Here is a 23,804-nt window from a genome sequence, read left to right as displayed (position 1 = left end):
TTCCGCCTCTTTTAAAATCTTTAAGGTGGAACAGCAAGCCTTCACGGCGTATTGGCATTATCACCCGGAAGTGGAACTCACCTATATTGCAAAAGGAAGAGGTTTACGATTTGTAGGTGATGAAGTAAGTACTTTTGAAGAGGGAGATTTTATTTGGGTGGCCCCCAATGTTCCGCATCAGTGGGTTTCTTCCAAAGAAGTAGAAGAAGTGGAAGCTTATGTAATTCAAATTGATATTCAAAAGCTCAATCAAATACCTGAGATCAAAAGCCTTCTGGACTTACTTGACCAAAATGGAAGCGGTCTTAATTTTACAGCCCTCAAAACTAAACTAAAGTTGAATTGTATTTCTCTTTTTCAAGAGGATAGTAATCCAAAACAGCTCTTGATTTTACTGGATTTAATACATCAATTAGGAAAATGTAAAGCTGAGGTCATTCCAATGATGAAAAACAGTACGCAACAAATTGTTGGGAATGAAAGACTAGACATTATTCATCGATTTATTTTTGAAAACTATCAACAGCAAATTGAATTAGATACTTTATCTACAAAAGTCAATATGACCAAAACCTCTTTTTGTAGGTGGTTTAAACAGGCAAAAGGCATCAGCTTTGTAACTTATCTTCATCAATTTAGAATAGAACAAGCTTGTCATCTGCTTAAAAACTCTACCCTTACAAAAAGTCAGATTGCCTATGAAGTGGGGTTTGACAGTATCAGTCAATTTAATCGTACCTTCAAAAAAATCAAAGGAGTTTCTCCATCAGAATTTTCTAAAAAGATTTCGTTATCATAAAAACTTTTTTTCTTCTCAATCTAAAACAAATCATCCTTAAACATGTTAGAATTCAGTATATTATGAAATGAATATTGCAACATGCTCAGATAATATTTAACTAACTATTTTCTAATTACTGGATGAAAAATAAGTACTTTGATTTGATTGATCAGACCTACTATTTTCCTCAAGAAGGTTTTGATCTGAAACAGGATTCTTTGGCTTTTCATGGAATCAGCCTGAAACATTTAATAGACAAGTATGGCACCCCTTTCCGGTTTTTCTATCTACCAAAAATCGGAGAACAAATAAAAAAAGCTCGAAACTTGTTTAACAGAGCCAGAAAAAGGCATGGATATAACGGAAGTTATAATTACTGTTATGTGACCAAGTGTAATCATTTCTCACATGTAGTATCAGAAGCCCTAAAGTTTAATGTAAACCTTGAAACTTCTTCCACATTTGATATCAACTTGATCCAAAGTTTACATGCTGAGGGGAAAGTAGACAAGGAAAGAAAGATCCTTTGCAATGGTTATAAGACGGATAATTATCTCAAAAAGATCATTGAACTTCAAGAATCAGGGTTCTCTAATATCACCATTATTCTAGATGGCAAAAATGAATTACAGCGTTTACTAAATCTCGTTAGTGATTCTGATCAAAACTTCAATATTGGTGTTCGAATCGCTATCAATGGTGAACCAGGTTCTCCTTACAATACTTCCAGACTTGGAATTCCGAGTAATGAAATTGTTGATTTTGTACAGAATGAAGTCAATCCATTGGAGAATATCCAACTCAAAATGATGCACTTCTTTGTAGACTCCGGCGTAAAGGACACCCTCTATTATTGGAGAGAGTTCCAGAATGCCTTGTTTACCTATGTCAAATTGAAAGAGGTTTCTGAATCTTTGGATTCTTTTAATATTGGTGGTGGTTTGCCTATCCGAAATAACCTTGGATTTGAGTACAATTATGATGAAATCATCAATAATATCGTCTCTACCATCAAAGAAACTTGTACTGAACATAATATTCCTGATCCACATTTATTTACTGAGTTCGGAAAATTTACTGTAGGTGAAAGTGGGGCTATTATTTTTCAAGTCCTTGACCAAAAGCATCAGAATGATACCGAATGCTGGTACATCATTAACAATAGCTTGATGAATACGATCCCAGATGCCTGGTCTATTCACGAAAAATTTATCCTTCTCCCAATCAACAAATGGCAAAATCGATACAGGAAAGTCATTATTGGTGGTATTTCTTGTGATCATTCAGATTATTATAATTCTGAAGATCTCAATCAAGAAGTTCTCTTGCCAGAATACAGTGATGAAGATGAAGAACCGCTTTACTTGGGCTTCTTCCATACGGGTGCCTACCAAGATGCCATTTCAGGTTACGGAGGAATCAAACACTGTCTTATCCCTTCACCAAAACATGTGATTATTGACAGGGATGAGAAAGGAAATATTGTGGATTATGTCTATAGAAACGAGCAATCTGTGGAAGACATGTTCCATTTATTAGGGTATAAAGGAACAAACGAAACGGAATAGTTTATGCCAAATTTTGCAGGTTTAGAAGATGAATTTTGCCAAAAAGACACGGCAAAAGTATGGTTGCAATCCATTCCTTATGATGGTACAAGTACATGGGGAAAAGGAGCTGACAAGTCCTTTGCTCCTTTTCTTGATGCCTTGGAAAATATGGAACTTTATGACATAGAAACGGACTCTGAAGTCTATCATGAAGGTGTTCATATTCTTGATCCCATCACTGAAAAAAGCACTCCCGAAGCGGTTTTTAAGGCCATCTATGAAAGCACAACAGAGCTTTTAAAGACGGATAAGTTTCTAACTTTCTTCGGTGGTGAACATTCCATTAGTATTGGAATTATAAAGGCTTTCTATGAAAAGTTTGACAACCTGACGGTATTACAATTGGATGCTCATACAGATCTACGTCCCTCTTATTTAGGTACGCCTTATAATCATGCATGTGCTGTTTATGATGCTAGTCTGAATACAAATTTGATTCAAGTGGGCATCAGAAGTATGGACATTTCTGAAATGAAATATCTTAATAAAGAGAAAACATATTTTGCTGAAGAGATTTACGGCACGACAGATTGGATGCAAAAGTCTATTGATCAAATGACGGATGATGTTTTTATCACAATTGATCTCGATGCATTCGATCCCTCAATTATGCCCTCTACCGGTACTCCTGAACCAGGAGGTTTACTTTGGAACCCAACCATTCAATATTTAAGAAAAGTTTTTGAGCAAAAAAATGTGGTGGGTTTTGATATCGTTGAATTGGCTCCAATCAAAGGCCTGAAAGGTCCTGATTTCTTGGCTGCCAAACTCTACTATAAATTGTTAAGCTATAAATTTAAATTCAATGGGAAATAAAGGACCAGTAACCGAATTCATGCTTGCCCACTACAAGCATTTCAATGCCGCTACTTTAATCGATGCTTCTGAAGCCTATGTCAAACATATCAGTGATGGGAAAAAAATGTTGGTTTCTCTCGCTGGAGCTATGTCAACTGCCGAACTCGGTCGATCTTTTGCTGAAATGATCCGACAGGATAAAGTGCAGATCATTTCTTGTACAGGTGCCAACCTAGAGGAAGATGTGATGAACCTTGTAGCACACAATCATTATGAAAGAGTACCCAACTACAGAGATCTTACTCCTGAGGATGAGTGGAATTTACTGGAAAGAGGTTTGAACAGAGTTACGGATACTTGTATTCCTGAGGAAGAAGCATTTAGAAGAATACAAGAACATATTTTCCAAATATGGAAAGAGGCAGAAGATAAAGGAGAGCGTTATTTCCCACATGAATTCCTTTATAAATTATTGCTATCAGGTGTTTTGGAGCAGTATTATGAGATTGATCCTAAAAATAGTTGGATGCTGGCCGCAGCCAAAAAGAATTTGCCTATTGTTGTTCCAGGTTGGGAAGACTCAACACTCGGTAATATTTTCGCCTCTTATTGTATTAAGGGTGAATTGAAAACTTCTACCATGAAATCAGGAATTGAATACATGACTTTCTTGGCGGATTGGTATACTGAAAATGCAACAGATTTAGGAATTGGTTTTTATCAAATTGGTGGTGGTATTGCCGGTGATTTCCCTATTTGCGTAGTACCAATGCTTTATCAAGATTTGGAAAGAACAGACACACCGTTCTGGAGTTATTTCTGTCAGATTTCAGATTCCACCACTTCTTATGGTTCTTATTCAGGAGCAGTTCCCAATGAAAAAATAACTTGGGGTAAACTCGATACCAAATCACCTAAATTCATTGTAGAATCAGATGCGAGTATCGTCGCTCCTCTGATGTTTGCTTATATACTGGGCTGGTAAGTACTAAGTTGAAGAAGTGATAGAAAATAAAAAAGAGTAATCCCATTTATTTAGGATTACTCTTTTTATGTTAATTGACAAGTTTATTCCAATTGGCATCTGCTTTCTTTTCCAACTTATCAGGCCCTTCCTCATGCCAATACTCTTTGGTATTCGAAAAGAACTTATTGTAAAAAAGCATCAGCCTGCCATTCTGTACAACGAAGGTTTCGTAATTCACACTTACTTTCTCTCCTTTGTCTGCCATGGCATAAGCACACCAACCACCATAGGCAGGAAGGTACTTTTCCGGATTGGCTAAAAACTTATCAACATGTTTCTGTGAAATAAATCGATATTCAGCACCTTTATACTCAGTTGTAAACTCTTTTTCACCTTCAACCGCTTTTGTATCGAAATAACTCACAACATCATATCCACCAACTGCCAATTTTCCTTTCGAAAGGTTCAAATCTTGTGTGGATTGTGAATAACTCCATTGATTAAAGCTGAAAAAACAAAAGAATACAAACAGTGCCTTCAATTTAAATTTCATAGTAGTTGATTATTTTGAGCGAAATATCAAATACCAACACTAATGTTGGCAACTTTTTAATTTATGTACTTATACTGCATTTGAAAGTGAAAAGTTGTTCACATTTGAAAAAAATATTTTTTAATGAATAGAAAAGGGATAAGATTTTATACTATAAAGTACAAAAACCTTATCCCATATTCTTACTTTTCTCCTTACAACTAGTAAATCACTTGCTTATCAAAAGCCTCTTCTACTTCTGAAAGGATATTTAATACCTCATCATGAGTCATTGCTTCCACCAACTGAGTTCTGAAAGGCTTGAAATGCTGTACACCTCTGAAATAAGTCGTGTAATGTCTTCTCATTTCAAAAATTCCTGTTTTATCTCCTTTCCACTCTACTGAGAAATTCAGGTGACGTTTTACAGTATCAATTCTTTCTTGCATTGATGGAGGATCAAGGATTTCTCCTGTTTCCATGTAGTGCTTGATTTCTCTGAAAATCCAAGGATAGCCAATAGAAGCTCTACCGATCATGATTCCATCGATACCATATTTCTCTTTGTATTCAACCGCTTTTTGAGGAGAGTCAATATCACCGTTTCCGAAAATTGGAATGTGAATATCCGGATGCGCCTTCACCTCAGCAATCGGGTTCCAATCCGCTACTCCTTTGTACATCTGCTGACGAGTACGGCCGTGAATTGTCAATGCTTGCACACCCACATCTTGAAGTCTTTTGGCAACTTCTAAAATGCGAATATTGTCGTGATCCCAACCTAGACGAGTTTTTACGGTAACAGGTTTTTTCACCTGCTTCACAATTTCCTCGGTCATCTTCTGCATCTTGTCGATATCCAAAAGAATACCTGCACCAGCTCCTCTACCTGCCACTTTTTTCACGGGACAGCCATAGTTGATATCAATAATTTCTGGATTTGCTTCTTCAGCAATGGCTGCCGCCTCTCTCATAGATTCAATTTTCTCTCCGAAAATCTGAATACCGATCGGGCGTTCATAATCGTAGATATCTAATTTCTGACGACTTTTTGCTGCATCGCGAATTAACCCCTCTGCAGAAATAAATTCTGTATACATTAAGTCTGCACCGTTTTCCTTACAAACCGCTCTGAAAGGAGGGTCACTCACATCTTCCATTGGTGCTAACAGTAATGGAAAATCTTTTATTTCTAAATCCCCTATTTTTACCACTTTTCTATAGCTTTTAATACGTTTAGCAAAGTATGAACTTCCTGATTCCAATCGTGCGATTACTACACTTATTAAAAGAAGTGTATCTTTGCTATCATTAGTGAACTCTATTAAAACACTTTAGGTTCCTAAATTCCTAATTATGAGTCAATTCATAACAACTATTAGGAATATTAGGTCTTATTTGTTTTAAAATACAAATGTAATAAAAGAACATGACAGACCATATTCAAGCGCAAAATCCTGGATATTTCTTTAAAAAATTTCTTTTACTTATCCTTTTTGTGATCATGGCCACGTTTGTTGGACAAGCTGTTATCGTTGGTGTTTTAATGCCTCTTTACGACTTTGACGTACAAGAAGTGTTTGCACAACTACAGCATAGAGAAAACAGAATGGTACTATTGACCGTGCAAGGGATATCAGCACTTTTCACCTTTATATTAGGGCCGCTTTTCTTCGGCTATTTTTATGACTCATCTTTCACAGAGAAATTAAGTAAAAGACTTCCTGAAAAAAGTCAATTACTTTTGAGTATGATTGTGATTTCGGTTTTTCTGCCGCTAGGGTCCGCTATGCTGGTCTGGAATCAAAATATTGAGTTTCCTGCCGCACTACGTGATCTAGAAATGGCCATGAAAAACACGGAACTCGATCTGGCCAAACTGACCATCTTTTTAGTTGACTTCCAAAGTTTTTCTGAATTTCTAGTAGGCTTCCTTGTCATTGCAGTACTTGCGGGCATTGGTGAAGAGTTACTATTCAGAGGGTATGTCCAAGGCTATTTGGAAGGAATGTTTAAAAATGCTCACGTAGCAATTTGGGTGACGGCCATCATCTTTTCGGCAATTCACTTACAATTTTATGGTTTCTTTGTAAGAATGTTCTTGGGAGTATTGCTAGGTTACTTATTTTTGTGGTCAGGTAAAAGTTTATATCCAGCTATATTAGCCCATATTACAAATAATGCAATTACTGTTATCAGTGTTTATGTAAATAAAGAAGAAATATTAAAAGAAATGGCAGATCCATTTTCAACGGAAGCTCCGGAATGGTATATTGTAATACTGTCTACAATTTTCGCCTTTGGAATCTTATTCTTATATAAGAAACGAGGTGAAAAATTATCTTTTAATCACTAATCTAAATTTCAATAAACAATAACATGGATAATTGGGAAAAAGTGTTCAGCAGCGAAAAGCTATACCAAGCTGAAATCGTCAAAGAAACATTAGAGGCAAAAGGTGTAAATGCCGTTATTTTAGATAAAAGAGATTCTTCTTACAATAACTTCGGTTATAGGGAAGTTTATGTTGAGAAATCTGTTGCTGAGAAGGCAACACAAATTATTAAACAAGATGTTCAATTTGAATAAAAGCTCTGAACTCACCCAACGTGTCATCGTTGGATTTTTAGGAGGTATTGGTATGCTTGGCGCCATATACTACGGAGTTTGGACCTATTTTATTTTATTTTTATTTATCAGTGTTGCTACCATTCTGGAGTTTTATCAACTGCTACGTTTGGAGTCACACTTACCTCTTCGTACTTATGGTACTTGCTTAGGGATTCTGATTTACTGTCTTACATTTTTTATTGAATTAGATATAATTGAATCAAAATGGCTATACCTCATCTTTTTGGGTTTTTCTTCCGCTTATCTTATTAAGCTTTACAACAAAAAAGATGATAAACCATTTAAAAACTTAGCTTACACCTTCCTTGGAGTGATGTATGTTGCAGTACCTTATTCGTTGATTCATGCTTATGTATTTTTTGATACAAAATACCATTATGAAATACTTATAGGCGCTATGCTCATCTTATGGGCCAATGATTCGGGTGCCTACTTCTCAGGTAAAACATTTGGACGAAGAAAACTTTTTGAAAGAGTTTCTCCTAAAAAAACATGGGAAGGAAGTATTGGCGGTGCGGCACTTGGCGTAACAGTCAGCTTAATTTTCTCTCATTTCTTTACTTCTCTAGAAGCATGGAGATGGGTGACTATCGCCATCATCATTGTAGTTACAGGTACTTATGGCGACCTTGTTGAATCACTTTTCAAGAGATCAATGAGTATCAAAGATTCAGGAAAAACACTTCCAGGGCACGGTGGTTTTCTAGATAGATTTGATGGGTTATTACTCTCTGCTCCCTTTATTGCGGCGTTTCTGAAGTTATTCCCTCCAAATTTATAAAAACCTATCCCAGGAGATAATTGGCAGAAAGAAGCATTCAACGCTATCAACTCTGCATTCAAAAGAGCATCAAATCTTTTCGGTTTGATGCTTTTTTATGTATCTTTTTCTGAACTTACTAGATTGTAAACTAAGTTTTAGTTATTTATAGTATTTAGAAATCAAGAGATTTCTGATGATCTGAAGGGCACGAATGATGCTAACGCTTAACATTCGTTCCAGTAGGCTTTCTACCTAATTCGTTTGATAGTACTTTCCCGGCCTTGAAGGGAAAAGCATTAAGATTTTTATGCAATGAGCCGTAATTCTCTTGTTTGAATAAAGCGAGTTTAAAAACATTGAGGTGAGAGAAATAGAATTTAGCTTTTGACTTCCAAGCCTTGATTTTTTTGCTTTGTTTTGTGTTAAGACAAAATGAAGGAAACTTGAAAGTAAATCTTATAAGCTCATGTAGAAAGATAGATTGAAAATTAACGAAAGCTTAGCTTACAATGTACTTACTCTTAAATAAAAACTAAAACAATTAATCAGTATGGGATACGGTATTATGCCCTACAGAATAGACTTAGGGTACATTAAAACATGCTATGGGGTAAATGATGATGACGTCAAAAAAGAACTGATTCAGAAAACTTCTTATGAACTGGAAAGGATTGACGATAACTTAGAAGTAGAAGATGGCTGGGAAAAGGCCGTTGATATCTTAACTGAGTTTCTAGACGGTAAAGCATCAGAAGCTTATAACGGAGCCAAGCATTGGTACATTCTCGAAAGCCTTATCAAAATACTAGGCTTTACCTGCAATAATTCTTATTGGTACCCAATAGGCATTGACCCTTTATTCAATTTGAATGAATTTAAGATGTATACCATCGATTCCGAAAATAAAATAAGTCTTCCTGCCTCTGATGATTTTCCTGTAGTTTTTACCGTTGAAAGAAATAATTTCAATACCGCTCTCCACTCTATCAGAAATAGTGACTTTGAGGAGGATCAAATCCTACAATTCATAAGCTGGATTGATCTGGCAAAAGAAAAAAATCAAGACTTAGTGCTTTTTTATTACTAATAAGCTAGGTTAAAATGCTGTCCTGAAATTAAAAAGAAGAAATATTATAATTTTAAAGTACTATAATACAGTGCATTAATAATTTTATTAAAAATTAATCCTCAATAGACTTGTCACTTTAAAAATAAACCTACATATTTGCACCCGCTATCACACAAAGATAGCACATAGAGAGTTGGCAGAGTGGTCGAATGCGGTGGTCTTGAAAACCATTGTACCGCGAGGTACCGGGGGTTCGAATCCCTCACTCTCTGCAAACACAAAGCATCAAATCTTACGGTTTGATGCTTTTTTTATGCCCAAATTTTAATAAAAAATACCACCTTGAACAAGTGATATTTGATTACAAATGTTATGTATAGTTCTACTCTTTAGACAGAATATATGACTTCATTTTCATTTTCTTCAACTAAAATGATAAAATCGATATATAAAGAAACTATTTCTTCGTTTTCATTGACTCCCCAAAGTGCCGGATAAGAACCATCTCCATCACCATCAGTAATAACACAGTCATTTTTATTCTCTAATGTGATCAATTGCGTTCCTCCAACTCTTGACCATTTATTAAACTCATATTCTTTTTGTGCAAAAGTGAGTTTCGTTAAATCTCCGGCATCGAAAATAGCTAAATTTCCAGCATCAACAGTATAAATTCCATAGCCATTCAATGTGTTTGCCGCATACCACTTCACGGCCTTTTCTTCTGAAAATAACACTCGTACGCCTATACTTTTACCAAATGCGGTTAACGATTCTACTTTGTATTGCCCCGGTTTTACTTTAATATGTAAGGGTTCAAAATCTTTAAAATCATAACCAATGTCTAATATCGACATGACACCTGTTTGCAGATTTAGATTACCTACTGTATTCATTTCTGTCACACCTTCTCCAAACCTTTTGGTTTCCACTTTTCTTCCATGTTGGAAAAGTATATTCTCATTCAGGTCAAGTTGATCTATAACTTTTACAAAAGGAGCACTCTCTGAACACTTAGAGAATATTTCTTGTTGATGTTCATCCGAAACCATCAGAGTATGAGGATGGTTTGCATGTACATCCATAGACTGAATCAACCAATTATTGTCTATGAATTTCAACTTAAAAAAAAGAAAACTATCTGAATACTTTGTTTCATATTCCGTCTTTGTGATAACATCTGCCTCATCTTCTTTTATTTTTACATCCAATATTTCTGTAAAATCTTTATGTATACGAGGTTGTGAATGAGTAAAAGATCCCTGTGTCTCTGATCCACAGTTTTCAAGAAAATGTGATTTATCAACCTCATTGACCATTTCTCTCCAAACCTCAAAATCAAAATCTTTTTTATCATTCTTTTGATGACTATCTGAAATGGTTTTCCACTGTTTGTACCAGTGTTCCGTGAAAAGTTTCACTCTAGCTTCTGGAGAAGCTACTATTACCTTATCCATAGTTTATGACATATAATTTGCTCTATTGATGTGTTCAAAGATAAAGCCAATACGCTTTAGCGAATAGTTTATGATGATTTTAAAGTTACCTGTTATTACTAATAAAAAAGTTCGTTATATTACTTCTGTATATTAAATAAGTACTAAGACAAAAATTTTGAATTACCACAAATGTTAAGCAAACTACTTCAATTCTTTAGTTCTTCTTCTAAAGAAACTACACCTAGCATAAAACCTATAGGGCAAAACCTTCAAATGACTGAAGTGGAGATTCCTGAAGACAGTGAGGCGGTTAGAATGCCAAAGATGATGGATGATATGAAATCAGGCGTTATTTCGAAATGGCATGTGAAACTTGGTGACATTGTGAAAGTGGGAGACATCCTTGCTGACGTGGAAACCGACAAAGCGACAATGGAATTAGAAAATTATGAAGCTGGTGAAGTCACTTATCTAAATCCCAAGAAAGAAGTTTTGGTCAATGATGTTATCATGATTATAAAATCTAAAAACCCAACCCTAAAAAAGACTTTTGAATACAAAGACCTTGAAATAACCGAAGTGGAGATTCCTGAAGGAAGCGAAGCTGTAAGACTGCCCATAATGCATGAGAATATGAAAATGGCTCGTATCATTCATGTCTTCACAGAAGTTGGTAAGACAATTAAAGCTGGTGATATTCTAGCTGAGGTTGAAACGGAAAAAGCCGTTATGGAACTAGAAAGTTATGATGATGGAGTAGTTACATATATAAATCCTAAAAAGGAATTATTGGTAAATGAAATTATTTTGACTGTAACAGGTTTTAAAAATAATCAATCAGACAAAAAGGTTGCTAAAGATATAGTAGCTCCTGAGAGCTTAGAAATGACTGAAGTGGAGATTCCTGAAGACAGTGAGGCGGTTAGAATGCCAAAAATGATGGATGATATGAAATCAGCCATTATTTCTAAATGGCATGTGAAACTTGGTGACATTGTGAAAGTGGGAGACATCATTGCTGACGTGGAAACCGACAAAGCGACAATAGAATTAGAAAATTATGAAGCTGGTGAAGTCATTTATCTAAATCCCAAGAAAGAAGTTTTGGTCAATGATATCATTATGGTTATCTATAATCCTAATCGTAAAAAAGAGAATGAAGAAGATCTTGTTCGTATTCCTGCATTAAGTCCTGATATCGACAAAGTCACTATCACAAAATGGCATGTAAAGGAAGGTGACCATATCAATATTAATGATGTTTTGGTAGAAGTTGAATCTGATAAAGCTACTTTTGAGATTGTGGCTGAACGTGAGGGTGTAATTAAAGCCTTAACTATCAATAAAGAGGTAAAAATAGGGGCTCCAATATTGAAATATAAGTAGAAACGTTGCCTGTTATATAACTGATCAAAAGAGATACAATATTACTGTTTGGTTTAGGTGATTGCATCAAAATACCATCGCTGGGTAGTACTAAAAAAAGCGTAGCAGGCTACGCATCTACGGGGAGTAGATACGTAGCCTGCTACGTAATTGCTTATTTATATTATTAGAAAGGAGGATTAGAATCCAATACCGACTAAAGTAATGTCATCTCGTTGTTCTTCATCTTGTTTAAAGAACTCAAATTCTCTTTGAATATTTTCAAACTGCGTATTAAAGTCCAATGCAGAATTGCTGTTGAGCATTTCTAAGAATCTCACTTTACCAAACTTCTTACGGTCCGTTCTATTTTGATCTACAAAGCCATCAGAAGCTAAATAAATACTATCATCAGGAAGTATGGTCAGCATATGTTTTTCAAACTTCAGGTCTGCTTTTCTTGAAGAGCCAATTGACTTTTTGGTTGTAGGGTAGACAGTGATTTCTTTCTGGAAATTATCATAATGGTATAAAGGCGTTTTGGCTCCTGCAAATTCCAAAATTGTCAATCCACCTTGAGGTGTGAATTTACAAATAATCAAATCCATTCCTGCATCCTTGAAGGTGTCATCATCACGGAAAGCATTGTAGATTTTATCATGCAGTTTATCAAGAATACTGCTCACATCCTCCATTTTTTGCTCTCTGATCAAGTTATTCAAAATCGATGAGCCAATCATTGACATAAATCCTCCAGGTACGCCATGCCCTGTACAATCTGCCACCACAAAATAAGTGTGTGCTTTTTCTTGATGCAACCAAACAAAATCACCAGAGACCAGATCTTTCGGAAGGTATAAACTGAAGATATTTTTAAAAGCTTTTCGTAAATCACGTTCTGATGGAAGAATGGCTTTTTGAATGGTTTTCGCATAACGAATACTATCTATCAGCTTATTATTGGTCTCTGTAATCAAATCATTCTTTCTCAATAAAGACTCCCTCTGCATTTCTAATTCTTCATGTTGCTCTTCTAATTTAGCATTATTCGACATGATTTCATCATGAGCACTTTGAAGATCAACCGTACGTTCTTTAACCAATGTCTGCAATAATTTCTTACTCTTTTTATAGGAATAAACTTTGTATTGATAGAAAGCTATCGCCAATATGATCAAGATAATAGCAGACATAAGTCTAAACCACGTCGTTTCCCACCATGGAGGTAAGATCTTAATCTTCATTTCCGTGATGACAGGGTTGAATTTACCGTCATTGTTTGATCCTTGTACCATAAACGTATATTCTCCAGCGTCAAGGTTGGTGTAATTTACCCATCTATTTTCAGCTGTTACTTCAAACCAATCCTTGTCAAAGCCCATTAATTTATAGGAGTACTTATTTCTAAGTGGAGAGGCATAATGTAAAGCTGCAAATTCAAGTGAGAAGTTTTTCTCATCATGATCAAGTACCAAAGAATTGGTTAGAGATATATTTTTCTCTAGAATCACTTCTCCTTTCACAGAATCTCCAACATGTACAATTTTATTGAAGAGTTTAAAATTGGTAAAAACAACAGACGGAACAAAAGTGTTTTCTTTGATTTTATCCGGTTCAAACATAGTGATACCATTCACTCCGCCAAATAGCATAAAACCGTCCTTGGTTTTCGATTTAGAGAGGTCTTGGAATTCATTGCCTTGCAATCCATCACTACGGTCGTAATTCGTTATTTCAAATGTCTCTTCATGTATTTTGGATAAACCATTGTTGGTGGAAATCCAGATGTGATTTTTGTCATCACTCAAAAGACCTTTAATTGTATTATTTGGTAATCCATTGGCGTCTATAAACCTGACAAATTTATTTTCTTTCGCTATAAATTTATTCAAGCCTCCACCCATTGTACCCACCCAAAGGTCTCCATTTTTTGTAGGCAATAAGTCTAGGATATAATCCTGACTGATACTGTTTTTATTATTTATATCATTTTCGTAGACCACAACTTGAGGATTGTCTTCATAAATTTGATCTACTGGAATTTTATTCAAACCACTCGCTGTACCTACCCAAATATTACCAAAGCTGTCCTCTTGAATACTTCTTATGATCTCACTATTCAACTGTCCTTCTTGTTGTGTAGTGGGCAATTGTACAACAGCTGTAAGATCTAAATTATCATTCATTCTGAACAAACCTTTGCCGTAGCTTCCCACCCAAACTAAACCTCTGCTGTCTTGAAAGAGTGTCATAATCGATGAAAAATCATATTCCACTTTATGTACTCTTTCAGCCAATGGAATATTTTTATCAGCATTAAGGTCTGTCACAAATAATCCTCCACGTGAACCAATCAAGATCTTTTTCTTCCCAATACACTCTGCTTCAATGATGGCATAAACCTTATTGATTTCTTCAAAATGCTGGAATTGATCATAATTTTGATTCGGAGGTAAGTAGTTTAATCCTTTCGTTCCTGTTCCTGCCCAAAGACCGCCTTTACTATCTCCCAGTAAACCACGTGTAGCATTGGCGAGTAAACTGCCTTTCGTTCCTACTTTTTTGATGTGGAAGAATGGTTTGCGGTAAACATCCAATTTATTAACCCCACCTTCTACTGTACCAATCCACAACGTACCTTGCTTGTCTTTATAAAGCTTAAAAATATCACTATTGTTTAGGCTATGTTCATTGTAAATGTTCTCCTTATATTTTGCTTTAAACTTTAAATTTCCCTTTTCATCATAATCCATCTCCACCAACCCTTCGCGAGTTGCTATCCACAGTACTTCTTTGTCATTGGTAAATTCTAAATCATTGACACCTCCATAAGCAAGTACTGAAAAGTAGGATTTACCTGTTTCTTTATCTTTAAACTCATAATTAAGACCCGCATTAGTTCCCAGCAAAAGTCTTCCGTTTTTATCTTCCTCAATATCACTGACCAATCCTGTTGCCTTATAAGTTTCGAAGACAAAATCTCCATTCAGCTCGCTTTTTAAGCGATACAAGGCTGTAGCACTACCACCAAACCATAATTCTCCAGCTTTTGACTCATAAACACATGACACTTTCTTTGGATATTTATCACTTGCATGAAGATTAATGGACCTAAAACTTCTTTTTTCTATTGGAAGATTTAAATCCAATAAATCTATACCCTTAGAGTGAGTGATCCATAATCTATTTTTCGAATCAATCAGTAAATCTGTGATATGATCACTTGTGATACTATTCGGATCTTCAGGGTCGTTCTTATACACCACAAACTCTTGCAATGCCTTATTGAACATATTAAGTCCTCCTCCTGATGTTCCTACCCAAAGGTTGCCGTCTATATCTTCATCAATCGCATAAATCAGATTACTGCTGATCGATGATTTGGAAGAGCCTTGATTGTCTTTTTTATAAACCTTAAAACTATAACCATCGTATTTGTTGAGTCCATCATAAGTGCCAAACCACATAAAACCTTGGTGATCCTGAAAAATTGTAGGAATAGAGTTTTGAGAAAGGCCATTGTTGGTTGTTATCTGTTCAAAAAACTTCAATGAACTGATGGAAGGTTGTTGTTGATAAAATCCTATTCTTTTTACCCACTGATCGGCAACGGGAGTTACCGCCATATTATTGATTTCAATCGATCCACCCTCTTCTGTAAAGGCAACAACATCAATTCCTTTGACCTCATTGTTTGTTGATTTAAAAACAAGAGCATATTGCTGATCTTCCGATTGATCGATCTCTATATGTAAATTATCAAGTTGAGCACCTCTTAAAGAAACAAGAGCTTTTGATGCCGTATTATGATTGGTGGCATTAAAAGTAACTTGATAATATTTGTGGGGTAAAATCGGTACTTTCTTAGAGGCAGATGCTTTTCCTTTCATTTTCAAATAAAAAGAACTCTCTTCTGTATTTGTAATAACATCGCCTTCTAAATGATCCCATTTTTTTTGATCGAAAAGATTACTTTGCCTTAAGTGGAAAGGAATTTTTTTCTTCGCAATAACATACTTGCGGACTAATTTATTTTGAGCCCATTTCTTATTCGGCTCAGTATAAAAGCATTCAATGTAATACCCTTTATTTTCTTTCAGGTTATTTTTTACCTGAACAGGCACGAACGTAATATTCTTTCCTAATTGTGCGTCTTGCCTTCCGTAACCTATAGTGTTGTTATCTTTATCCTTCACAGCAATGTTGATAAATTGCTTTTTTGAGCTGTGATATTCCACTGGGATAAAAACTCTATAGCCTATCTTGACGAGGTTTGATGTAGTAAAAAAGGCGAGTGAATCTTTACCTACATCTACTTTTTTGTAAGAAGAAAAACCAAGCGCAGTTAGAATAATAGTTACGAGAGCTAATAATTTTATTCTAGTTAATTTCATTTCCTTTAATAAGAGTATTTAAAAAATCTTTGTTAGTATTTGTTGAACAAAGTGCGTATAATAATTTAATAGTGTAATAAAAAGTTATGGTTTTAATCCCCCTTATAGGGGCGAATAAGTTTTTTTTCTTCGGATTCGAAATTATACCCCCCTTATTTCAAAATTTCTTCTCCCTTTAAATCGCGAATTGAACAGTATCCAGCATGAGTAGTAAGTATTTATAAAAGAAGATAAAACGTATCTACGATTGCTTCTATACTTATTATTCTCCCCTCATTCATGTACAAAAAAGCCTCTCACTGTATCAGCAAGAGGCTTTTCTCTATATCTCACTCACAAGCTTCACAACGCTTGCTTTATTTGTCTTAGAATTTCTTTCCAATTTCAATACGTGATCGTAAATCGATGGATCATTTTCGTTTGGTGAACCGAAGATCAAGCGGATATTTTTGGAGTTGGTATAATGGATCAGATCTCTTAGGTAACGATCTGATAATTTACCCACCTCATCAATCACGCAGTGTACGAAGTAATCCTCTTGTTCTTTGTAAGCGTTCTCTTGGAATACAGTCAAGAGCGTAATGTAAATCATCGACTTCACCAACACGTCCGTACCTTCCGAACCTACATTAGACAACTTCTCTACCCAACCTGTATCGTTATTATTTTCGATGACCCTAAAGCGTAACATAAAAGTATCTTCCAATGTGATCTGCTTTTGAGCGTTTTCTTTAATTACTCTACGAAGGTCTTTCAACAACTGAACTGAATAACGAGAATCTTTTGCTGAAGAGTTGACATTGACCTTAAAGATATCGCCTTGATCTGAGAATGATACATTCTCATTGAGCTTGTAGATTTTCTTTAAAGTGGTCAACAATGGCGTATTGTTCTCATTGTATTCCAATTCGATGGACTTCACTACACCCACGAAGTTACTTTTCGCAAACCCATTATTGATGTCTTTGACAATCTTCTTAATCAAATCTGAAGTATCCGAAAGGTCTTTCACTTGACGAGCAACAGCACTAATGATTTCTCTATGCTGTTTCTCTAATTGATCCCTCATGTGTGACAATCGCTCTCCATCCAATAAACTCGGAAGGACTTTCTTCGCCAAGTAAATAAATTCTTGCAAAGTCGATTGAGCGAAAAGTGCTGGAATCTTCAAATGATTGTCTCTTCTGAAGACACCTGTAAAGATTTGTCCTTTTGATTTAAAGGTAGAAACCAAACGTGCTTTTTCTTTTAATGACTTTCTTAGTTCTGTCAATAAGAAAGATAAATCGCTGTCGTTGATTTCTGCTTCATTGAGGTTTTCAACACCTTCATCAAAGTATTTTTGAAGACGTTCGTAGGCTTGTTCGTCTTCTTCTCTTGCCGCTTTGAATTGTTTTAAAAGATGATTGGAATGATCTTTCGTTCTGCGGTAAGCATCTCTTTTATCATCCAAGTAGTTGAGTTGTTCTTCGTATTCCTCAACTGCTTTGTCGTATTCTTCTTTAAGTTTTTCTAGCTCTCGATCTTGGAATTTCTTTCTACTTCTTGTCTCCTCTGCTTTGTCCAAATAGTACGTTTTGTCTTTTTCGTACCCTCTTTTTACAATTTGAGCTTCCTCAACCTGTTTCAGTTTGTGATTTAGAATTGTAATTTCTTCCTCAACCTCTGCTAACTTATCGGTATCAATACCTTTTTCCTCCAATAAACCTTTACGCTCTTCTTCAAGTGCAGTAATACGTTTATCGTGATCTCCTTGATATGCCGACCATTCTTTCTCTAACTTCGCTAGCTTTCCATCAATCTCTTCTTTTAAAGCATTGATTTTAGAGTTGAAAATATCAGAAATCTCACGTTCTTGTGCCCAACGGTCATCTTTTAAGTCCGCTAGTTTTCCTTCTAAAGTATCACAAGATTCTTGAGCAATTCTCAGCTTTCTTCTCAAATCTACCAAGGCTTCCTCTTTCAGAGTGTTTCCTTTTTCGATGATTGAGGCTTCCTGCTCTCTTGCTTCTTTTAGTTCTTTTTCCTGATTGACAATTTCTGAAGAAAGGTCTGAAAGCGTTTGCTCCAGCTTTGCGAGTTTCTTGCTATAGTTTCCTAATAGCTTTTCAACTTTCTTATCAATCACTTCATCCAATTCCGCTAAATCACTTTCAGCTTTCGCCAATGCTTCTTTTTTAGCTTCATAAGTTGATGAAATATGATCAGTAGCCGTCACTTTTGAAGTCAGTGAAGCGATGTCCAATTTCACTCCATAGAAAGATTCCCCTTCTAAAAGTGAAGGTTCTAAATCTTTTCTAGAAAGCAATTCTTCATCACAAACTTTACCGATATTTTCAGCCCAATCTGATTTATTTTGATCTAAGAATTCACGGAATGTACCTTCATAGTTCTCTTGACGAACTTTCCATTCTTCCACCTCATCAGAAGCGATCTTCACCTGACGTTCCAATTCGATTTGCTGATTTCTCGCTTCATTACGGATAATCTGCTCTTCTAATCGCTTACGTTCTTTGGTGTTTTTAATCGTGTTTTCTGTCTCTACCAAAGTGTGTTTATTTTCTTTGATAGAAGATGAAAGTTTAAATCTCAGGGTATTATTTTCTACTAAAAGGTTCTTTGCGAAATCTTTGTCTTGCTCCATTTCCAAAGCAACATCCGCTCTCGTTTTCGCTTCTTTTAGTTGATCTAATTCTGTTCTGTATTCTCCTTCCTGCGTAAAGAACTTGGTTCTTACTTCCTCTAACTTCTCCTGTTTTTCGCTTTGAAGTTTTTCTTTCTGAAGGTGTAATTGCTCTTTGAGTAATTGCTTCTGCTCATTGAACTCCCCTTTTCTTGAGGTAAACTTCTGCTCTAGTGACGCTTTTTGATCAGAAATCAAACGTTCCACTTCAGCAGTTTTCGCCACCAACATTTGCTTGATCTCCTGCTGATAAATCAACTGATCTTTCAAACGTGGTTCTTCCGCTACCAAGTCTACAACCTGCTCAATTGAGAATGTTTCCCCACCGATATTGATGGATTCATATTCCTTTTCTCTTCTTTCAATCTCCTTTAAGGTCGCTTTAATCTCCCCTAATTCTTGATTGACTTCAGCCGTTTTCTCTTGATAGTTGGTTTCTGCTTTCTCGTACTTCGCCTTCATTTCATTTTCCTCTTTCTGCATTTCTGCTAAGAGTTTTTCACTGTCGGCTAAGTGTTTTTCTGCTAAAGCAACTCCACCACCAATCTGCTTGGCGAGGCGTTGTTGGTAATCTTGCTGTTGAGTGATTTCAGCTTCTAATGAAACGATTTCCTCAGCATTACCTTTATTTCTTTCGAAGTCTTCAAAGTCGGTTAACTGATCATCAAACTCATGAATGAAATTGGCAATCGTCTCCAGAGAAATAGGTTGCATTTCATAATCTGCAGAGGCCGCTTCGCCAATCGCTCTTTTGATGTAATCTGACTTTAAGCCAGAACTTCTAAAGATGTTGGTAATCGCCTTCGGAATACCTTCTACGTGATGGCTTTTTACACCTGCAGATGGTTTTAATAGGCTGAATTGTGTATTGTATTTGCTTACACCATAGATCACTTTTCTTAAATCCGCAAACCTTCTGATCTCATCTGAGAAAGGAATTTCTGCTTTTTCTAAGTTCTCAACAACCTCATCATGCGTACATGCTTTTCGGTCTTTGATAAATAAATCTTTGTTGTAAGAAGCATCGATAAATCGGAATCTCAAACGACCTCCTGATTTATACACTGTCAGTAAATGCTTTCCTCTTGGTGTCTGAATTTCATAAATCAGACGTGCATTGAGGTCTTGAAAGTAATATTCAGAAAAAGACATTTGCTGTTCTTTGATCCCCAACTCCCTTTTTTCAGAAGTGGCGTGATAAAAGAATAAAACGGCTCTTAATGCTGTTGTTTTACCAAAACCATTGGATCCCACAAAGTGAACATTTCCTCCAAGATCCACTTCAGCATAATCAAAACCCGCACTTTTAATCAGGACGAGTTTATTTAAATATCTTTTAGGTGATTGTCTTGTATTCATTATTCGTTAGTTGGATCAATGTCTATTAAATCAACAATATCTTTCAGGTAGTTGTAAGAAGATAAAACGATATAACCTTCGTTTTCATCATCCTCACACTCCATAAAACCCTGTCTTTTCATTTCGTCTACAAGGTCTCTTACTTTATCATGTGTAGAGATCGATTTGTCGGAGCCAAAACGTTGAAGCTGATCATTCAAGTCGGTTTCAACATTGCATTTATGTACAATATCTTTGACATAAAAACGCATTCCTTCTCCAAATCCAGGAGCGAAGGTTGCAAAAAATGCCAATCGATCAATGTATTTATAGAAACGTTCGATTTTCTCTTCAATGGTTTGACGACCACCTTCACGAGAAAAATAGAAGTAATTATTTCCTTTCTTTAGGTGAAACCCAAGTGGGGCATAGACGCTTTCGAATGCAGAAAAATATTCCTCTACTTCATCGTATAGTTTTCTGAATTCCGGTCTTATGGTATTAGCACTCAAAAATTGTCCTCGACTGAGCATCTCAAATACTCGACGGGTACTATTATGATCTATATTCATGCTGTTTGTTATTTCTTTTCTGTTGATTTTGGACGAATAAAGGCAAACTGTTTTCCATTGAGTTCGATTTGTTTGGCATCATCAAATGGGTTTTTCGGTAATCCAAAATCCATTTCATCTTCAAAAATCAATGCCACCTGACAGTAAATTTTGATCAATTGATCTTCTGTCATTTCGTATCCATAATCATATTCTTTCACAAAGTGGAATAAGTCTTTGTCCTGTAAGAAGAACGCTCTTTTCAGCTTACTGAAATCGATATGCAACATTTTCTGCTGTTGAGGATCTAATAAATCCCCATCGATATCCAACTCCGCCTGCAATTGCATTCTCATTTTGTGCTGACGACGAATCGCTACTCTTTCAATAATGTCCAACCCTTCATCACCTCTTAGGTAATCCAAATCCAACATGGTTTGAAAACGTAATTGCGTATCGAAGAACAAAGCATTTTCATGTGTGAAGACTTCCTCCACATTGGTACGCACTTCCAACTCATACAAATCTCTGTATTTCTTGAGTTGTAAGATCTTTTTATGTTGACGATCAAGCTCTGCAATCTGATTGATAAAGCGGACAATTTCCTGACGTAAGGCAATCAAGTTATGACGTGCCATGGTCAGGTGATTTCCTCTTAGTTCATTGACGATGGTACGAAGTCCTTCGTCTTGTACTACTCTGAAGAATGGATTTTCCAGCAATTCCTCAGCGTTTTGAATCAATTGTAGAAGCTTTTCAGCTTGTTCGTTGTGGTCTTCAATTTTCACTTTTTTGAGTTCAATTGAAGATGCCGTTTTATATTCTTGTTTTACTAAAGCACTAAGCGTGGCCGCATTCTTACGAATTACCCTCCCAATACTGTTCAGGTTTCGTTTTACTCTATTTAAATAACGCTCTCTCTCCCTGCTATCCTCATCAATTTCATAAAGGTAAATCGTCTTCTTCAAGATTCTGATGCTCTCATCAATCTCAAAATTTCGGATATCCTCATTGATCTCCAGAAAATCCTCTACAAAATTAAGTAGACGTTCGTCTAAACGTACAGGTTCCCCTTCCTGCAAAGAGATAATCCCTCTTGCATTGGCCTGCAAGATTTCCTTTTCCTTACCATCAGCAATCTCCGTGAGTTCATCAAAAGAAGCACTCTTCTTCTTAAAAAGATGATTGATCACTTTCCGATGCCTGTAAAGTTCTCGTATTAATTCATCAGCTGTCTGTATATCTGCCACTTATCGTTGGTTTTGAATAATGATGAATGAACTTCATCAACTAGAACCTCATAATTAATAAAGACGGGAGAAGTTATGCAAGTAATTCACCACTTTTTTCTCACGTCCTAAAGATTGATAAAGTATTTATAAAAATTATTTAAATCAACCTGCGTATGGTTAAATGAATTAAAGGAATGATAATAAACAGAAACACCCTCTTTATTCATCAATAAAAATATTCATTTTTATACTACAAATTTACTAAAACAAGAGAGTAAATACCTCATAAATATAATTGATTGGCAATCTATTAACGTACCTAATAATTTATTAATTCTACAATTAAAAAAATGAAAACGACAAAACTGTCTATGATCCTTGCTGTGATCCTTTTTGCAGTTGGATGTAACAAGGAGAACGATCAACTAGTCCCTCAAGAGCATATCAAAAACATTGACCTGAGTTATGCTTCAAGCATCTTTATTGGTCCTAATGTGGTGGATACTGAAAACAGAAAAAGACTGTATAAGGTAACCAATGAAAATGAGATCGACACGGTGACTTATACCAATAATTTTGATGAAACTTTTATTCCTCAGTGGTTACCTACTGATCTTCATCAAATCAATAATGACCTACTCTACCTAGGGTTTCAAGGTGTTGAAAACTATATTTTAGACAATAGAAATGGCAACACAACTCCTATGCAGTCAGCTCCTCCTATCTCAGGGAAGTTTTTCTTTTGTGAGCAATTTATTCCTACTAGTGCAGGGGTAATTTACCTTGGTAATGATAGTAAATTGTACAGTATTGTTACAAGTGAAAATTCAATAGTTGAAGTCCCTATTTCTACTGCTCACGATGGTGCAATCACAGGTTTTGCTGCTGACCCAAGAGGTAATATCCTTTACTCGGCCTCTGTAGATAATTTTGTCGAAATTCATCTGCAAACAGCAAATTCATCAAAGAAAATTGACACCGTCAATAAAGTAGGATTTACTGTACTTTGGAATGGTTTAAATGAGAATGAACTTTTCTACTACAAACCTGTAGACAATGATAATGAAACGAATGTACAGTTAGTAGATACTGATCAGCAAACTTCAAGAAATTATGGAGACAACCGTTTTGTACTTTCTTGTGGTTTATCTAAAATAATGACATTTGAAAACAAGGTCATGGGTATTGGCTGTAATGAAATCTATGAGCTTGTTAATACAGAAGAGAGTGAAGAAGTTTTAATTACATCGCTGAGAGATTTTAATATTATCAATAACCAAACGACTGAAAAGTCAAAAGATAAAATGGTAATTGCTGGAATCAATACTACTGGTAATCCTCTGTTGCTTAAGATCGATCCAGTTGATTATTCATCACAACATATCATGCAATTTGAAGGTATTACTGTTTATGATATTGCTTCTAATGATTTAGGAGAAAGTATTTTCTGGGGTACTTCCCAACATAATGGTAAAACTGCGGTTGGTCATTTACACAATGATGGTACCTATACAATCATTGAACAAAATATTGATGGAACCATCGATGGAATTGGTAAAATGAACTAAAAATTACTTTTTCTCCATTGATCATGAACCTCCAGTAATTCAATATTACTGGAGGTTTTTCTTTTATCAATTCATAAAAAATT

At 35.6% G+C, this 23,804-nt stretch carries 17 protein-coding genes and 1 tRNA gene; 11 read left to right on the top strand and 7 right to left on the bottom strand.

The window, feature by feature from the left end:
• Positions 1-25 precede the first annotated feature (25 nt).
• From AVL50_RS26850 to AVL50_RS26835, 4 genes are all read left to right on the top strand, one after another.
• Positions 26-799: an AraC family transcriptional regulator gene (locus tag AVL50_RS26850; protein ID WP_062620237.1), complete on the top strand. Its 774-nt coding sequence runs from the start codon at positions 26-28 to the stop codon at positions 797-799.
• A gap of 122 nt (positions 800-921) precedes the next feature.
• Entirely contained in the window at positions 922-2,349 is a 1,428-nt protein-coding gene (locus AVL50_RS26845) for an arginine decarboxylase (RefSeq protein WP_062620235.1), read from the top strand.
• A 3-nt stretch (positions 2,350-2,352) separates the two neighbouring features.
• Entirely contained in the window at positions 2,353-3,207 is an 855-nt protein-coding gene (gene speB / locus AVL50_RS26840) for an agmatinase (RefSeq protein ID WP_062620233.1), read from the top strand.
• On the top strand, positions 3,197-4,174 hold the full coding sequence (locus tag AVL50_RS26835; protein WP_062620231.1) for a deoxyhypusine synthase family protein: 978 nt from the start codon (positions 3,197-3,199) through the stop codon (positions 4,172-4,174). The genes speB and AVL50_RS26835 overlap by 11 nt, the downstream gene beginning before the upstream one ends.
• A 70-nt stretch (positions 4,175-4,244) precedes the next feature.
• Here the strand turns inward: AVL50_RS26835 and AVL50_RS26830 are convergent, their stop codons facing one another.
• Both AVL50_RS26830 and dusB read right to left on the bottom strand, forming a co-directional pair.
• A complete protein-coding gene (locus AVL50_RS26830) occupies positions 4,245-4,709 on the bottom strand; it encodes a YHS domain-containing (seleno)protein (protein WP_063850934.1) in 465 nt (154 codons plus the stop codon).
• 200 nt (positions 4,710-4,909) lie between these two features.
• On the bottom strand, positions 4,910-5,902 hold the full coding sequence (gene dusB / locus AVL50_RS26825) for a tRNA dihydrouridine synthase DusB (RefSeq protein WP_062620403.1): 993 nt from the start codon (positions 5,900-5,902) through the stop codon (positions 4,910-4,912).
• A 215-nt stretch (positions 5,903-6,117) separates the two neighbouring features.
• On the opposite strand from dusB, the gene AVL50_RS26820 reads away from it, so the two are divergent.
• From AVL50_RS26820 to AVL50_RS26800, 5 genes are all read left to right on the top strand, one after another.
• The gene (locus tag AVL50_RS26820; protein ID WP_062620230.1) at positions 6,118-7,044 is read left to right on the top strand and encodes a CPBP family intramembrane glutamic endopeptidase; all 927 of its coding nucleotides are present in this window, start codon (positions 6,118-6,120) and stop codon (positions 7,042-7,044) included.
• Positions 7,045-7,067: 23 nt separating this feature from the next.
• Positions 7,068-7,277 (top strand): putative signal transducing protein, encoded by a 210-nt coding sequence (locus AVL50_RS26815; protein WP_062620228.1) that lies wholly within the window; start codon positions 7,068-7,070, stop codon positions 7,275-7,277.
• Positions 7,261-8,100, top strand: coding sequence for a phosphatidate cytidylyltransferase (locus tag AVL50_RS26810; protein WP_062620226.1), 840 nt, complete (start codon positions 7,261-7,263; stop codon positions 8,098-8,100). Before AVL50_RS26815 ends, AVL50_RS26810 begins: the two co-directional genes overlap by 17 nt.
• 532 nt (positions 8,101-8,632) lie before the next feature.
• Positions 8,633-9,169, top strand: a complete 537-nt coding sequence (locus AVL50_RS26805; RefSeq protein ID WP_062620225.1) for a hypothetical protein — start codon at positions 8,633-8,635, stop codon at positions 9,167-9,169.
• 169 nt (positions 9,170-9,338) lie between these two features.
• Positions 9,339-9,423, top strand: a tRNA-Ser gene (locus AVL50_RS26800).
• 117 nt (positions 9,424-9,540) lie between these two features.
• On the opposite strand, the gene AVL50_RS26795 is transcribed toward AVL50_RS26800, so the two are convergent.
• Positions 9,541-10,608: a DUF4241 domain-containing protein gene (locus tag AVL50_RS26795; protein WP_062620223.1), complete on the bottom strand. Its 1,068-nt coding sequence runs from the start codon at positions 10,606-10,608 to the stop codon at positions 9,541-9,543.
• Between the two features lie 171 nt (positions 10,609-10,779).
• Between AVL50_RS26795 and AVL50_RS26790 the strand changes: the two genes are divergently transcribed.
• Positions 10,780-11,976, top strand: coding sequence for a biotin/lipoyl-containing protein (locus AVL50_RS26790; RefSeq protein WP_062620221.1), 1,197 nt, complete (start codon positions 10,780-10,782; stop codon positions 11,974-11,976).
• 179 nt (positions 11,977-12,155) lie between these two features.
• On the opposite strand, the gene AVL50_RS26785 is transcribed toward AVL50_RS26790, so the two are convergent.
• From AVL50_RS26785 to AVL50_RS26770, 4 genes are all read right to left on the bottom strand, one after another.
• On the bottom strand, positions 12,156-16,349 hold the full coding sequence (locus AVL50_RS26785) for a two-component regulator propeller domain-containing protein (protein WP_062620219.1): 4,194 nt from the start codon (positions 16,347-16,349) through the stop codon (positions 12,156-12,158).
• A 322-nt stretch (positions 16,350-16,671) separates the two neighbouring features.
• Positions 16,672-20,391 (bottom strand): ATP-binding protein, encoded by a 3,720-nt coding sequence (locus AVL50_RS26780; protein ID WP_062620217.1) that lies wholly within the window; start codon positions 20,389-20,391, stop codon positions 16,672-16,674.
• Complete coding sequence (locus AVL50_RS26775; protein WP_157491590.1) at positions 20,391-20,942, bottom strand: hypothetical protein; 552 nt, start codon at positions 20,940-20,942, stop codon at positions 20,391-20,393. The genes AVL50_RS26780 and AVL50_RS26775 overlap by 1 nt, the downstream gene beginning before the upstream one ends.
• Positions 20,943-20,950: 8 nt before the next feature.
• Entirely contained in the window at positions 20,951-22,171 is a 1,221-nt protein-coding gene (locus AVL50_RS26770) for a hypothetical protein (protein WP_157491588.1), read from the bottom strand.
• 332 nt (positions 22,172-22,503) lie between these two features.
• On the opposite strand from AVL50_RS26770, the gene AVL50_RS26765 reads away from it, so the two are divergent.
• Positions 22,504-23,721, top strand: coding sequence for a hypothetical protein (locus tag AVL50_RS26765; protein WP_157491586.1), 1,218 nt, complete (start codon positions 22,504-22,506; stop codon positions 23,719-23,721).
• Positions 23,722-23,804: the final 83 nt, after the last annotated feature.

Origin of the sequence: Flammeovirga sp. SJP92, from assembly GCF_001583495.1 — a bacterium.
In the GTDB taxonomy this organism is placed as follows: Bacteria; Bacteroidota; Bacteroidia; order Cytophagales; family Flammeovirgaceae; genus Flammeovirga.
The sequence above is the reverse complement of the archived record's forward strand: the minus strand, read 5'-3'. Positions and strand labels throughout refer to the sequence as shown.

What these genes read in the sequence shown, in the direction of transcription:
- AVL50_RS26810 (WP_062620226.1), top strand. Translation starts at nt 7,261, where the DNA reads ATGTTCAATTTGAATAAAAGCTCTGAACTCACCCAACGTGTCATCGTT.
- speB (WP_062620233.1), top strand. Translation starts at nt 2,353, where the DNA reads ATGCCAAATTTTGCAGGTTTAGAAGATGAATTTTGCCAAAAAGACACG.
- AVL50_RS26815 (WP_062620228.1), top strand. Translation starts at nt 7,068, where the DNA reads ATGGATAATTGGGAAAAAGTGTTCAGCAGCGAAAAGCTATACCAAGCT.
- AVL50_RS26820 (WP_062620230.1), top strand. Translation starts at nt 6,118, where the DNA reads ATGACAGACCATATTCAAGCGCAAAATCCTGGATATTTCTTTAAAAAA.
- AVL50_RS26785 (WP_062620219.1), bottom strand. Translation starts at nt 16,349, where the DNA reads ATGAAATTAACTAGAATAAAATTATTAGCTCTCGTAACTATTATTCTA.
- AVL50_RS26830 (WP_063850934.1), bottom strand. Translation starts at nt 4,709, where the DNA reads ATGAAATTTAAATTGAAGGCACTGTTTGTATTCTTTTGTTTTTTCAGC.
- AVL50_RS26835 (WP_062620231.1), top strand. Translation starts at nt 3,197, where the DNA reads ATGGGAAATAAAGGACCAGTAACCGAATTCATGCTTGCCCACTACAAG.
- AVL50_RS26790 (WP_062620221.1), top strand. Translation starts at nt 10,780, where the DNA reads ATGTTAAGCAAACTACTTCAATTCTTTAGTTCTTCTTCTAAAGAAACT.
- AVL50_RS26775 (WP_157491590.1), bottom strand. Translation starts at nt 20,942, where the DNA reads ATGAATATAGATCATAATAGTACCCGTCGAGTATTTGAGATGCTCAGT.
- AVL50_RS26765 (WP_157491586.1), top strand. Translation starts at nt 22,504, where the DNA reads ATGAAAACGACAAAACTGTCTATGATCCTTGCTGTGATCCTTTTTGCA.
- AVL50_RS26795 (WP_062620223.1), bottom strand. Translation starts at nt 10,608, where the DNA reads ATGGATAAGGTAATAGTAGCTTCTCCAGAAGCTAGAGTGAAACTTTTC.
- AVL50_RS26780 (WP_062620217.1), bottom strand. Translation starts at nt 20,391, where the DNA reads ATGAATACAAGACAATCACCTAAAAGATATTTAAATAAACTCGTCCTG.
- AVL50_RS26805 (WP_062620225.1), top strand. Translation starts at nt 8,633, where the DNA reads ATGGGATACGGTATTATGCCCTACAGAATAGACTTAGGGTACATTAAA.
- AVL50_RS26845 (WP_062620235.1), top strand. Translation starts at nt 922, where the DNA reads ATGAAAAATAAGTACTTTGATTTGATTGATCAGACCTACTATTTTCCT.